Source organism: Candidatus Goldiibacteriota bacterium (assembly GCA_016937715.1).
GTDB lineage: Bacteria > Oederibacteriota > PGYV01 > PGYV01 > PGYV01 > PGYV01.
Genome location: JAFGWA010000086.1, coordinates 42,395 through 56,339 on the forward strand (window position 1 = coordinate 42,395; position 13,945 = coordinate 56,339).

Below are 13,945 nucleotides of genomic sequence, written 5' to 3' on the forward strand. Positions count from 1 at the left end.
CTGCTCTTGTAACCTCCGTCCCTTTTTGATTAAACGTTAAATCAAAATACCATGCCGTTTTACATTATGAAATAGACTTCCGAAATGCCTTGTGAGATAATATATTTAAAGGAATTTATTAATATAAAAGAGGTCGGTATGAAATTTATGCTTAAAAAAGTTCTTTTGGCAGCCCTTTTTTATATTGTCGCATTTAATCTATATTCCGCCACAATGACAAGCGCCACATTATGCGTAAATGGCGATGACATCACTGATGTCTGGATTAACGGCCATTCTATGGGTTCTTTTAATTATGTGAACTGGGATTCAACAGACCCCGTACCCTGTGTCAGTGTTCCGATTGCGTATCTTAATGCCACCGGCGGAAACGTAATTGCGGCTTTAAACAGGGACACGGGAATGGGTGAAATTTATACGTCATGGGTTCTTGATGTAACTTACAGCGACGGGCAGCACGCTTATATGTCATCTGATGACGGGGTAAAACTTAATACATCCACCTTTGACTGCTCTTCTCCGCCTGCTGCGGACTGGTACCAGCCCGCTTATGACCATTCTTCGTGGGGTAATGCAGTTGTTGTTACGGGGACCACATGGGGCAAGCAGATGTTTGACCCGGGAACGGGTTTAAGGGTAAAGATGCGATCGTATTCCTCCACTGCGTCAAATTCCGGGCATCCGTGCCTTTATATGAGGCAGGGATTCACACTTGTGCCGGAAGACCCTCCGCCTCCGCCGAATTTTACGCTTGTAAAATCCATGAGCAAAGTATCTGACATTACTACAGAGGATGTAACAGTTACTTTTCAGATATGCAATACAGGAGGGTTTACGGAAGACCCGGTTGTAATTCATGATATTGCGGACATGGTGGTGCCGTCCGCCGCCGCGCTTGATTTTCAGTTTGTTTACACGGGGGTTAATGACACAAGCACAGGCCCTAATTTTGATCAGGCACCCGCTGACGGGCATCTTACGGATATTACTTTTCCTATGGGATTTGAAGGCAATAAATGTCTGAATGTAAGTTTTGTCATCAAAGATTATTCCTGGCAGATAAGCCAGGCGCAGGATAACTGTGCTACGGCAGATAATTACGGGCGTGTGGTATGGAACGGGGGCAGCGCAAATTCCAACACCGTTGAATTTGATAAAAGGTGCTGGACAAACACGCCCACGTTTACGCAGACTTTTACACCCACCGCGACTTTTACCAGAACTTTTACGTATACGTATACGCTGACGCCTACAAGGACACCCACGTTTACCCAGACGCCCACAAGGACATTTACAAACACAAATTCGCCTACATATACCAGGACATATACCGCCACCTTTACAAACACAAACACAAATACCGCGACGTTTACAAGGACGCCCACGTATACAAATTCGCCCACTAATACCTTTACAAACACCAACAGCCCCACGTATACAATGACTAATACGAATACTTTCACGCGGACTTTTACCAATACTTTTACAAACACGCATACTTTTACAAATACACCCACAAACACCTTTACACACACGCAGACGTTTACCCGTACTTATACAAATACTTTCACAGAGACTTACACTGTTGTGCCGTCAGCCACGGCCACCAATACTTTTACCAGCACGCATACAAGGACTTATACATACACCCATACAAACACCAACACGCCCACCAGTACAAATACTTTTACCGAAACATATACGGTTGTGCCTTCGGCCACGGCCACTAATACGTTCACAAATACAAATACAAGGACTTATACATACACCCATACCAATACCAACACCCCCACAAATACAAATACGTTTACGGAAACATACACGGTAGTGCCTTCTGCCACCGTCACCAATACGTTCACAAATACAAATACAAGAACCAATACAAACACGCCCACAAACACAAATACATTTACCCATACCAATACGGTCCCGCCTTCTTCCACGGTTACAAATACATTTACAAACACAAATACCAGGACTTATACAAATACCCCGACCGAAACCTTTACTTTTACAAACACCTATACATCCACTGATACGCGCACGCATACTCCCACAAGGACAAACACAAACACATATACGGCAACGACAATTTTTACAAATACTTTCACCCATACAAACACATACACCCCCACTTTCACAAGGACGTTTACAAATACCCGTACTTACACAAACACGCCCACAGATACCAATACTCCCACAAACACATATACCCCGACATACACGCGGACTTTTACAAATACCCGCACATATACCAACACGCCCACCGATACCAATACTCCCACAAATACATATACCCCGACATACACGCGGACTTTTACAAACACCCGCACCCATACAAACACGCCGACCGTTACAAACACTTTCACGCAGACATATACCAGGACTTTTACCAGGACGTTTACACACACGCGCACTCATACTTTTACCCGTACGCATACAAATACCGCCACGAATACCAATACATTTACCCCTACAGTGACAAATACTTTCACGAAAACTTTCACGAATACGGTAACTTATACTTTTACCAACACGTTTACCCGCACGCATACGCACACGCCTGTTCCCACTCCCGCGGTGCTTGAAGTGACGCTCTCAGTCACCGGGGAAAACCCGCTTGTAGGTTCAGAGATAAAGTACAGGATGGTTGTAACAAACAAGTCCGGGTCGCCGGCATATAACATAACTATTAATGACGTATTGCCGCCGGGGACAAGTTTCAGGGGGACGGACTTCAGGACGGCGTCTGACCCCGTGTTATCCGGCGGTACTGTCACTTTTGTCCTTGACCCGTCCTATGTGCTTGAAGCGGGTAAACAGCTTGTGCTTGAATTCAGCCTGACGCTGGATGCAATACATTCGGATTCCATAGATAACAGCGTGGCGGTAAACTGGAATGACTCTGTGTATAACGCGGGACAGAACCCAAATACCGCTTTTTCTGCGATAGTCAAATACCCGCTAAGGGAGCCTATAGTTTTCCCGAATCCTTTCAGCAAATCAGCGGCAAAAGACGGGATGCTTAAGGTGGCCAACATGGTGCCGCAGTCTGTGTTTGTGGTTTACACTATCACCGGAGAACACGTAAGGTCAATAAAAGCCGAAAGTACATTTATAACCTGGGACGTAAAAAACGGTAACGGGGCTGATGTTTCCCCGGGAATTTATATGTATATGATAAGAAACAATTATTCAAAACAGCTGATTACGGGGAAAATGTTCATTCAGAATTAGATGAACTTGGTTTTGTATTGGTAGCCGCACCTTTTAAGGTGCGGCAGTTGATTTATTATTTGTCTCTGTCTCTCTGTTCCTCTTGCTTGTCTTGATGTTTACGTTTCTGCTTAACTGCCTATAGTTTAAGCCGCTGTTCTTGTAATTTCTGTCCTTCTGTGCATCCGTGCCTAGGTCACTTGGTTTTTACCGGGGCTGGGTATATTTTTTCAGTACGCGCCGCAAATTGGTATCCTTGTATCCAAATAAACTTGAAATTATTACTCAGGTTAATTCATTGGCAATCGTAAGCCCGCGGCACATACGGATTTGCCGCCGCAGCATTAAACCGTCCCTGCCGTATACACAGTATGTTAGGGCGGCGCATACTGAAAAAACACACCCAACCCCTGTATTGATTTAGATTTACGAAGCGGCAGACGCGCCTATGTGATTATGATTTTTATGCCTTGGTAGGCGCGTCCCTTTAGAGCGCGGCAGTTGATTTATTATTTGTTTTATCCTCTGTCCCTATGTCCTTTGTGTTTGTTTTGACGTTTTTCGCTTCTGCTTAACTGCCTATAGCTTAAGCCGCTGCTCTTGTAACTTCCGTCCCTCCGTCCCTCCAATCTATTTTTCTTTAACCATTTCAACTGCAATATGATAAAATTAACTTATTATTCTATATTAATAAAGGCGGGACGATGAAAGATAATAAAGGCGTATTTTACATGAAAACAGCGCTGGAACTTGCGGCAAAAGCAGCGGGCCATACATCTCCTAATCCTTTGGTCGGGTGTGTTATTGTAAAGTCCGGCAGGATTATAGGGGAGGGGTATCATAAAAAAGCAGGGCTTCCTCACGCCGAAATAGAGGCGCTAAAGCAGGCAAGGGAAAAAGCGAAAGGCGCGGTATTATACGTTAACCTTGAACCATGCTCCCATTTTGGAAAGACGCCGCCGTGCGCCGATGCTATAATAAGAGCAGGGGTAAAAGAAGTGGTGTGTGCCATGAAAGACCCCAACCCGCTGGTGTCAGGCAAAGGTTTTAATAAACTTAAAAAAGCCGGGATAAAAGTAAGAAATGGAGTGCTTCATGGCGAAGCCCTTGCCTTAAACAGAATTTTTATAAAAAATATAACCTTAGAAAAGCCGTATGTAATAATGAAAGCGGCTGTTTCCACGGACGGAAAAATGGCTTTAAAGAACGGGGAATCTAAATGGATAACTTCCGCGCCGGCAAGGCAGGAGGCGCAGAAACTGCGTTTAATGTGCGACGCGATACTTGTGGGGATTAATACGGTTATAAATGATAATCCCTTTTTAGACTGCAGAATTGACAGGCGTAAAAAAATTAAAAAAATAATTCTGGATACAAACGGCAGGATGCCGGAAAAAGGCAATATATATTTAAACAGCGCGCCTGAAGATATTTATGTGGCGGTAAAAAGAATGGAAGAAAGAAAAGCTGAAAGGCTGATAAAAAAGGGCATTAATATTATATATCTTAAAGGAAATGAAGAAAAGCCGGCACCCGATAAAGTGCTGTCAGAACTTTTCTGCAGGGGGATAAGAAGCGTTCTTCTGGAAGGCGGCGGAACGGTGATAGCGTCTTTTCTTAAAGAACGTCTTATAGACGAAGCTAATATACATATTGCTCCTTTGATAATGGGAAATGACGCAATACCTTTTGCGGGTCAGTTTGGAATTGAAAGGATGCAGGATGTACTAAAGTTAAAGGATCACACCGTTAAACAGTGCGGGCCGGATGTCTTGATTTCCGGTGAAATTCAATATCCGGAGGTTAAAAGTGTTCAGCGGGATAGTCTTTGACCTTGCAAAGGTAAAAGCCGTGCGTTCCAAGGGCGGGCTTAAAGTGTTTGAAATAAAACTTAATAAAAACATAAAAAATTCCGAAAAAGGGATGAGCATTGCCGTCAACGGCGTGTGTCTGACAGCGTCTCTGATAAAAAACGCCAGGGAGTTTGCGGCTGATGTGACCGCGGAGACCATGAAAAAAAGCACCCTGTCAGCGCTTCGCACGGGCAGCAATGTAAACGTGGAATTCCCCGTGACTCCGGACGGTTTTTTAAGCGGCCATATTGTGCAGGGGCACGTGGACTGCGCGGGGCAGATAGAATCTGTGGATAAAAAAAGCGGCAATGTTGTTATTGCCGTCAGTTATCCTGAAAAGTTTGCCAGATATATTATAGAAAAAGGTTCTGTTGCGGTTGACGGAATAAGCCTTACAGCTTTTGACGTAAAGAAAGACAGCTTTAAAGTCTCTGTAATACCGGAGACATTTAAATCTACAAATGTAAAATTCTATAATAAAGGCACAAAAGTAAACCTGGAATTTGATATAATCAGTAAGTATGTGGAACGGCAGACAAATAAAAGGATGGAGAATTAAAGATGAGGGTTTTTGACGCGGCAGGGATGCCTCACGACAAGAACGTGGGCGGTACCGGAAGGAACAAAAAAGCGGAAGAGAAGAGAGGCACAAAATTCATTGCCAGGGACAAAGTTAATGAAATGAATTTTATGAAGCAGCTTACTGATGCCACAGAGGATCAGGTTAAAAAGAATCTTGACCAGCTTATTGAAGAACTGTCAGAACAGGCAAAGGTGCTTGTAAAAAGGCGTACTTTTACCGAACTTGATAAATATAAAAGCCTTGTAAAAAACTTTATGAAAAAAGCCGTGGAGACAATGTACACGGTGAAATTTTCCGACAGTTCAAAGGTGATGGCAAGGCGTAAAAAAGTATATGTGCTTGTGGAAAAAGTGGATGAAGAGCTTGAAAAATTAACCGCGCAGATACTTAATTCCCAGGAAGAAACCCTTGACCTGCTGGCCACAATAGACAGAATCAGGGGTATTTTAGTTGATATGTATTCTTAAAGAAAAATCTGACATCAGGAGCAATCATCATGGAAGGTTATAAATTAGCAACAGTGGAAGAAGCAGTTGCCGACTTAAAAGAAGGCAAAATGGTTATAGTGGTGGATGATGAAGACAGGGAAAATGAAGGCGACCTTATCTGCCTTGCGGACAGGGTAACTCCGGAAATAATTACTTTTATGGCAAAGGAAGGCAGCGGCCTTATCTGCCTTTCAATGGAAGAAGAACAGATACAAAGGCTTGGTTTAAGCCAGATGGTGGAACAGAACGAAGACAAACACCGCACCGCTTTTACCGTTTCTATTGATGCCAAAGAGGGAACTACCACAGGTATTTCCGCGCGCGACAGGGCGATTACTATAAAACTTGCGGCGGATAAAAATGCCGCTTCGGCGGATTTTCATAAGCCCGGGCATGTGTTTCCACTTGCGGCAAAAAAGAACGGCGTTCTGGAAAGAGCGGGGCACACGGAGACTGCGGTGGATTTAGCCCGCCTTGCCGGATGTGAAGTATGCGGCGGTGCAATATGTGAAATTATGACGGAGAACGGCGAAATGGCAAGGATGCCGCAGCTTGTGGAATTCGCGAAAAAACACAACCTGAAAATTCTCACCATAGAAGAATTAATAAAATACCGCAGGGAAAAAGAAAAGACTGTTAAATCAGTTGTGGAAACCATATTGCCTACTGAATACGGAACGTTTAAACTTTTTATTTATACGGATAAAGAAGAAAAAGACCTTCATCTTGCGCTGGTAATGGGTGATGTAAGAACGCCGGAACCTGTGCTTTTAAGGGTACATTCAGAGTGCCTTACAGGCGATGTGCTTGGATCGTTAAAATGCGATTGCGGGGATCAGCTGCACGCCGCGCTGTCTATGATAGGAAAGGCGGGCAGGGGCGCGCTTATTTATATGAGGCAGGAAGGCCGCGGTATTGGGTTGATAAATAAGATGAAAGCGTATAAATTACAGCATGAAAAAGGCCTTGATACCGTGGAAGCAAATGAAGCCCTTGGGTTTAAAGCGGATTTAAGGGATTACGGAACAGGCGCGCAGATAATAGCCGACCTGGGCATAAAAAAGATAAAACTTTTAACAAATAACCCTAAAAAAGTCATAGGTTTAAGCGGATATGGGTTGGAAATTGTGGAGCGCCTTCCGCTGGAAATAACGCCTAATGATATTAACCGCAGGTATTTAAAGACTAAAATGGAAAAACTGGGGCACATGCTTCACCTGTAACAACTATATACAAATAGCGGAAGTAATTATGTTATAATTTAAATATTAGAATAATTACTTATAATGCACCAAAACGGGTGGTTATATGAAAATCAGGGCTATACGCGTTCTGCTGATTGAAGATAATAAAAACGATGTCTTTTTAATGAAGAACATGCTTGCCGGTTCATCCATAATCAAACCTGAAATAGTGCCGGTTGAAAGCATAGCAGCAGGCCTTGAAAAACTCCGCAATGAAAAATTTGACATCATAATCCTTGACCTTTCGCTGCCTGATTCTGCAGGGTTAAACGGGCTTGAAAAAATAAGGGCGATTGAAAGTGAAACGCCTGTAATGATAACAACGGGCCACGAAGACGAAAAAACAGCCATTGAGTCCACTAATATGGGAGCGCAGTCATATTTTGTCAAAGGTGATATTAACGGCGTTAATCTTATTCAGACTATCATATATTCAATTGACAGTACCAGGCTTTCAAAAGAAGTTGAATTAAGCGGGAGAAAACTAAGGCTGTTTATGGAAAATGCCACGGACTCATTAAGTATTTGGGACGGGGATTTGAAACTGATTGATGCTAATGCGGCTTTTATGTCATTTTTTGGTGACGGCACAAAAAAAGAAAATGTTATAGGAAAGCCTATTGAAGAAGTATACGATGACGTGAAAATATCCGGACTTTATAATGAATTCGTCAAAGTGATAAAAACGGGCGTTCCTTTTGTCATAGATGATATGGTTCCTGATGTTAAATTAAAGCAGATAGTCTTCAGCGGGTCGGCGTTTAAAGTCGGGGACGGTATGGGGCTTATGCTGAAAAATATGACTGAAATTAAAATATCAGAAAAAATAATGAGAACAAGTTATGAAAAATTAAAAGAACTGGATATGTTAAAGTCCACTTTTATTGCAATGATATCGCATGAATTAAGGACGCCTTTGACTTCAATAAAGGGGTTTGTGGCTTTTCTATTAAAGGGTGTGGGGGGTAAAGTTGAAGACCAGCAGAGAGAATACCTTGAAATCATCAGAAATAATTCCAACCGCCTGCTTTCCCTTATAAATGAACTGCTGGATTTTTCCAAGATTGAATCAGGCACTTTTTCAGTGGATAAGAAAGATACCGATATTAAAAACGTGGTAGAGTCCACGGTGAAAGACATTTCATCCGTGGCGCAGCAGAAGAAAATTCAGGTGATAGTCAATCCGGACGGTGTTGTTCCGGTATTGCCGGTTGACCCTATGCGGCTTTCGCAGGTTTTAATAAATATCATTAACAATTCAATAAAATTCAGCCCTGAAGAAACCAAAATTATAATTGATATGGAAAAGATAGCCGGCCGGCAGCTGCACGCGCCTGATTACGCGGACGCGTCTTTTGATGAAGGGGAAGAATACCTTAGGATAGCCATAAAAGACGGGGGGCCGGGTATTACGAAAGAAAATCTTGATAAGGTCTTTGAAAGGTTTTATCAGGTGAAAAATATCAAGAACCGCGGGTATGGCATAGGGCTTGGTCTTGCCATTTCCAAAAATATAGTGGAAGCGCACAGGGGCGCTATCTGGGCTGAATCTGACGGGCCGGGGAAAGGCGCGGTTTTTAATATAATACTGCCGATAAAAAATGAAAGTGAAAAATGCGATAAAGCACAGGGATGTTTTGTAATGGGCAGGTTAAAAGACACGGAAAAGAAGAAACAACTTACCGAAAAGTACTGTAATTCGGAGTATAAAAAATGTTTAAGGTACAGGATTTTAGAAAAAGGAGAGTCTCCGGGAACCGGACTTCTTCCTGACGGTTCGGAAATGGATGAAAATCAGGGGTAAATAAAGCAGCCGTTTTCAACCGTTTTTTTACGTTTGAAAAGTGCTTGTTTAGTGCGTTAAAGTGATGTAATATATGTATATATAAAGGGTTTTAAAGGAGGAAGGAATGAAGGGAACTGTAAACAGCATAAGCGTTGCCGGTATGTTAAGGCTTCTTTGCAACTATCAAAAAACCGGGATTCTTAATGTTGACCACAATAAAGCCAAAGGGCTTATTCATATATTTGAAGGCGCTGTTACTTTCGCGCGGGAAGCGGATTCCGCAGAGGTTAAAGAAGCGCTTTATAAAATGCTTCTTGTAATTGATGAAGGTTCTTTTTATTTTGAAGAGACGCGCGACGTGGAAAAACAGCCGCTGAATATTTCCGTTGAAAATATTATACTTGAAAGTTCAAGAAAACTGCTTGACGCGGGTATGGACATTTCCGATTACCTTCTTTTGGGCAGGGAAGTTTTAAAGATTTCAACGTTCTCCGAAAACAAAAAAGTGTCTGTTGATTTTCTAAGCCGCGAATGGAACCTTATGGCGGCTTTTGACGGCAGCAATAATATTGATTTTGTGCTTGAACATTCAGGTATTGACGAAAAGGAAGCGAAAACCGCGCTGTTTGGGCTTTTGGCTGCCGGCCTGCTGAAAAGGTCAAGGTTTAAGACCCCGGAAATTGGAAGGGTTGCTGCTGAAAGTCTTGGCAATATAGGGCTGGCGATAGTGGACAGCGAATTTAAAAAACATGGAATAGACAGGAACAGGATGGGTATGAAAGAGTTTATCCTGCTGTTAAATTCCCTTGAAAATTCTTTTTCGGAAATAGTGGGAAAGACAAAGTCAGCGCAGGTAATTGAAAAGATATGGGCCAGCACAAGGTAATATAAGCAAATTTAACGCGAAGGTGGGCAGATGACGGAAGAATTGTTACAGGCTTACAGTCTTATAATGGCGGTAGCGGGAGGCGTTTTGTTCTGGCTGGGTTTTATTATTTTCGGCATGATTGCAAGAAGATACAGCGTTGTTTTTAATAAGGCGACGTACTATGGGCTTATGATGGCGGCGCCGTCGGGGATACTGATATATTCTGTCCTTTTGTTTTTCAGGTCTGCTGTTTTTATAAAAAATCCCGAAGTTAATTCGTTGATACAGATGGGCGCGTATGTTTTTCTCTTTGTTTCCGCGGCTTTATGCGTGGCGGCGGTTATGAAATTCGGAAAACTGCTTGATGAACTTGAAAAATACAGGAGCGTAAAATGAGCGTTGATGTCATAATTTATGAAGTGGGTTTATTGCTTCTTGCTGCCGCGGCATTATATATGTCCGGAGCAATCAGAAAGTTAACCGGCATAGTGAAGGAAAAAAACAATTACTGGGTTTTGCCCCTTATTTCTGCGGCATTTCTCGCGGCGGCGGCGCTGGCGCATTTTTACGCCTCTGTTGTATTATTACCCGAATTAGGCAGAAACATTCAGATGTTCTCCGAAGAAAGCGTATTTCTTGACCCTCAGAAAACAGAAATTGTTAAGGAGTCTATTAAAGCTGTAAAAAACTCGCTGCTTTTGCTTAAGGCATTTTCTTTTACGTGTTTCTTTGTTGCGTCATTGCTTGTGGCGGCGGCATCTTGGCTTTATCTTAAACTTATTTCAAAATAAAGAGGTGGAAAATGTCTGAGAAAACAAGAATCATGGTAGTGGATGACGAGCCGGATATAGTAAAAATAGTAAAAATATCCTTTGAACTTGCCAATTATGAAGTGATTGAATGCAACAGCGGGGAAGAATGCCTTGATAAACTGAAAACGGAAAAGAAACCGGATATTATACTGCTTGATATAATGATGCCGGGATTAAGCGGGTATGAAACATGCGTGGAAATAAGAAAAAACCCCCTGTTTAAAAGCACAAAGATAGTAATGCTTACCGCCAAAGGCCAAAAAGGCGACGCCGAAGAGGGGCTGCAGTCAGGCGCGGATGATTACATAATAAAACCTTTTGACCCGTACGAACTTATTGAACAGGTAAAGGAAATCCTGGACAGAAAATAAGCAAGCAGGCAGCCGCGAAAGGAGTTGTATTTGAAAAATTCCGCCGATGATTCAAAACGGTACATTGTTTACATAAGGGCAATACTCTCGCTTTCCATCGTGCTTCTGGCGTTTTACAATCATGAAGTAATTGCCGAAGACCCTTTAGTCTCAATTGTTTTCATTGTGCTGATTGCGTTAAGCAATTTTCTGTTTATATCAATTCCCGCTTCCAATTATACGGGAGTAAGGCTGCACTATCTGATTTTTATGATGGACATTTCTTTTATCGTAATATCATCGCACATCTATTCCCAGCTTGATATTCAGTTTGTATTGGCTGTTTTTCTGACAATCTTTATGGCCGCGTTAAGCCAGTCTGTTAAATTAAGCATTCTGATAGCCCTTGTCGTAAACGCCGTCTATCTTTATATAAGGTACATATCCGGCGGCGAAGGATATAATCTGTTTTCCGAAAAAACGCTTCTTAACATTCCGTTTATATTTATCGTGGCGCTTCACAGCAGCTACCTTGCCGAAAAAGCAAACGTGGAATTAAAAGAAAAAGAGGAACTTGAAAAAGAAAAAAATTATTTAAACGGCGAAATACTTATGAAAACCACGGAACTGGGGCTGGTAAAGGAATTTGCCAGGGACCTGTGCGGCAGTTTTAATGAAGCGGTGGTAATATTTGATGTTTCGGGGAATCTGCGCCTGATAAATGAAAAGGCATATAAAATACTTGGGATGAAAAATGCGGGCGCTTTTAACACCCCGTTTTCAGGACTGGAAATCCCCGCGACTGTAAAAGAAGTTATTATGAAGCTTACATTCGGTTCGGAAGTTTCAAATGACCTTCGGGTGGAAGTTAACGAAGGCGGCGAAGCAAAAGTGCTTGTTGTAAACTGCACGTTTATAAAAAACCGTACGCAGCAGAAAATAGGCATTCTGCTTACGGCAAAAGAGGCGGTTGAATAATGGGGGGGCTTGAAGAACAGCTTTTAAGCGCGGTTTTCAAAACCAGCCTTGAAGAAGTAAATATGCTTTTATCAAAGGGCGCCAATCCAAACGCCAAAGGGTTCGGCAGTTATTCCGCCATAAGCCTTGCGATTGAAAGGGGCAGCACTGAAATTATAAAAGCGCTTGTCAGGGCCGGCGCAAGGGTGGAAAACAAGGAATCCGGAATTTCGGAACTTATTCAGGCGATAAAAAAAGGTAATATGGAAATAGCCTCTGAAATAATTGACGCTAAAGCCGATGTAAACGACGAAGATTTTGAACGAAATACCCCCCTGCTTCTTGCGATTCAGGCGGACGCTTCGGCGGAATTTACGGAAAAACTGATAAAAGCCGGCGCTGACATTAACGCGAAAAATATGGACGGTAATACGCCGCTTGTAATGGCCGCGTCCAGGGAAAATATTGATATTGTAAGGGTGCTTCTAAGGTCGGGGGCGGACGTAAATGCCAAAACATCTTCAAGAAAAACAGCACTGCTTGCCGCCGCGGAAAAAGGGAATCTGGAAATTATAAGGCAGCTTGTAAAAGCCGGAGCTGAAATAAACGGCACGGATTATGACGGCAATACCGCGCTGATAATATCTTCAATCCGCGGTGACACGGATATCTGCAGGGAGCTTATTATTTTAGGGGCTGACCCGAATATAAAAGGCATGGGTAATTACACCGCGCTGATTTTTGCCGTTGAAAATGAACATTATGAAACGGTCAAAGAACTGCTTTCGGCAAAGGCCAGGGTAAACGATGAAAATAACGACGGAGAAAGCCCGATTATAGTGGCGGTAAAAAGGGGCAATATTAAAATGGTAACCCTTCTGCTTAATTATAAAGCCAATGCCAATGCGGCGGATATAAACGGAGCCACCGCCCTTATGATTGCCGCGGAGCGCGCTGACTTAAAGATGGTCAAGGAACTTATAGAGGCGGGAGCGCAGCACAACATCAAAGATATTAAAGGGAATACTATTTTAATAAGGTCCGCTGAAAAAGGGAAAACCGCCATTGTGGAAGAACTTATAAAAAGGAAAGCTTATGTGGACGAACGCGGGTTTGGCACCTATACGGCCCTTCATTTTGCTTCTAAAAACGGCCATGCTAAGATAGCTGAAAAACTTATTTCGGCCGGCGCTAATGTAAACGCGAAGGGTTTTGGAAGATATACCCCGCTTCATTTTGCCGTGGAACACAATCATCCTGAAATTGTGGATATGCTTGTTAATAACGGGGCGTCGCCAAACGCAAAAAATCTTTTTGGCACAACCCCGGTTATGGGCGCGGCTGAAAAAGGTTTCAGGAATATAATGAAAAAACTTATTGACGCGAACGGGGATGTAAACGGAAGGGATGTGCTTTTAAATACAACGTTATTGCTTGCTTCTGAAAAAGGCAGCGTGGAAGCGGTAAGGGACATAATAAAAGCCGGAGCATACGTAAATGTAAGCAATAAATACGGGGATACTCCCATTATAAACGCGGTAAGGTCCGGTAATAAGGAAATAGCAGAGGAATTGTTAAGGGCGGGGGCCGACCCCACGGTTAAAAACCTTGAAAATAAAAGCGCTGTTGACCTTGCCGAAGGTGAAATGGCTGCTGTTTTTCATAAGAAAAACTGACAGCCCGCCTTTCTGGAAATAATGCCTAAAAATTGTAAGATGAAGTGCAACATTTGAAGTAACAAAAAGTCCCACTGCTCACTTGTGTTATTATGTTGTTTGTGAGAACGAC

At 42.7% G+C, this 13,945-nt stretch carries 12 protein-coding genes; all 12 read left to right on the plus strand.

Annotation, left to right across the window (positions count from 1 at the left end; all coding sequences use genetic code 11):
- Nucleotides 1-138 precede the first annotated feature (138 nt).
- The 12 genes from JXR81_08910 to JXR81_08965 all read left to right on the plus strand — a co-directional run bounded on the left by JXR81_08910 (nucleotide 139) and on the right by JXR81_08965 (nucleotide 13,833).
- Nucleotides 139-3,237 carry a DUF11 domain-containing protein gene (locus JXR81_08910; GenBank protein ID MBN2754962.1) on the plus strand — a complete coding sequence of 1,033 codons (3,099 nt, stop codon included), beginning with the start codon at nucleotides 139-141 and terminating at the stop codon, nucleotides 3,235-3,237.
- A 683-nt stretch (nucleotides 3,238-3,920) separates the two neighbouring features.
- Entirely contained in the window at nucleotides 3,921-5,048 is a 1,128-nt protein-coding gene (gene ribD, locus JXR81_08915; protein ID MBN2754963.1) for a bifunctional diaminohydroxyphosphoribosylaminopyrimidine deaminase/5-amino-6-(5-phosphoribosylamino)uracil reductase RibD, read from the plus strand.
- Nucleotides 5,026-5,628, plus strand: a complete 603-nt coding sequence (locus JXR81_08920; protein MBN2754964.1) for a riboflavin synthase — start codon at nucleotides 5,026-5,028, stop codon at nucleotides 5,626-5,628. The genes ribD and JXR81_08920 overlap by 23 nt, the downstream gene beginning before the upstream one ends.
- A 2-nt stretch (nucleotides 5,629-5,630) precedes the next feature.
- Nucleotides 5,631-6,119, plus strand: a complete 489-nt coding sequence (locus tag JXR81_08925; GenBank protein ID MBN2754965.1) for a YaaR family protein — start codon at nucleotides 5,631-5,633, stop codon at nucleotides 6,117-6,119.
- A 29-nt stretch (nucleotides 6,120-6,148) separates the two neighbouring features.
- Nucleotides 6,149-7,363, plus strand: a complete 1,215-nt coding sequence (locus tag JXR81_08930; GenBank protein MBN2754966.1) for a bifunctional 3,4-dihydroxy-2-butanone-4-phosphate synthase/GTP cyclohydrolase II — start codon at nucleotides 6,149-6,151, stop codon at nucleotides 7,361-7,363.
- 85 nt (nucleotides 7,364-7,448) lie between these two features.
- Nucleotides 7,449-9,188, plus strand: coding sequence for a response regulator (locus JXR81_08935; GenBank protein MBN2754967.1), 1,740 nt, complete (start codon nucleotides 7,449-7,451; stop codon nucleotides 9,186-9,188).
- A 106-nt stretch (nucleotides 9,189-9,294) separates the two neighbouring features.
- Entirely contained in the window at nucleotides 9,295-10,056 is a 762-nt protein-coding gene (locus tag JXR81_08940; GenBank protein MBN2754968.1) for a DUF4388 domain-containing protein, read from the plus strand.
- 30 nt (nucleotides 10,057-10,086) lie between these two features.
- Nucleotides 10,087-10,434, plus strand: coding sequence for a hypothetical protein (locus JXR81_08945; protein MBN2754969.1), 348 nt, complete (start codon nucleotides 10,087-10,089; stop codon nucleotides 10,432-10,434).
- Nucleotides 10,431-10,829 carry a hypothetical protein gene (locus JXR81_08950; protein ID MBN2754970.1) on the plus strand — a complete coding sequence of 133 codons (399 nt, stop codon included), beginning with the start codon at nucleotides 10,431-10,433 and terminating at the stop codon, nucleotides 10,827-10,829. The genes JXR81_08945 and JXR81_08950 overlap by 4 nt, the downstream gene beginning before the upstream one ends.
- Before the next feature lie 11 nt (nucleotides 10,830-10,840).
- The gene (locus tag JXR81_08955; GenBank protein MBN2754971.1) at nucleotides 10,841-11,221 is read left to right on the plus strand and encodes a response regulator; all 381 of its coding nucleotides are present in this window, start codon (nucleotides 10,841-10,843) and stop codon (nucleotides 11,219-11,221) included.
- Nucleotides 11,222-11,251: 30 nt separating this feature from the next.
- Nucleotides 11,252-12,178: a hypothetical protein gene (locus JXR81_08960; GenBank protein ID MBN2754972.1), complete on the plus strand. Its 927-nt coding sequence runs from the start codon at nucleotides 11,252-11,254 to the stop codon at nucleotides 12,176-12,178.
- Nucleotides 12,178-13,833 (plus strand): ankyrin repeat domain-containing protein, encoded by a 1,656-nt coding sequence (locus JXR81_08965; GenBank protein ID MBN2754973.1) that lies wholly within the window; start codon nucleotides 12,178-12,180, stop codon nucleotides 13,831-13,833. The genes JXR81_08960 and JXR81_08965 overlap by 1 nt, the downstream gene beginning before the upstream one ends.
- Nucleotides 13,834-13,945: the final 112 nt, after the last annotated feature.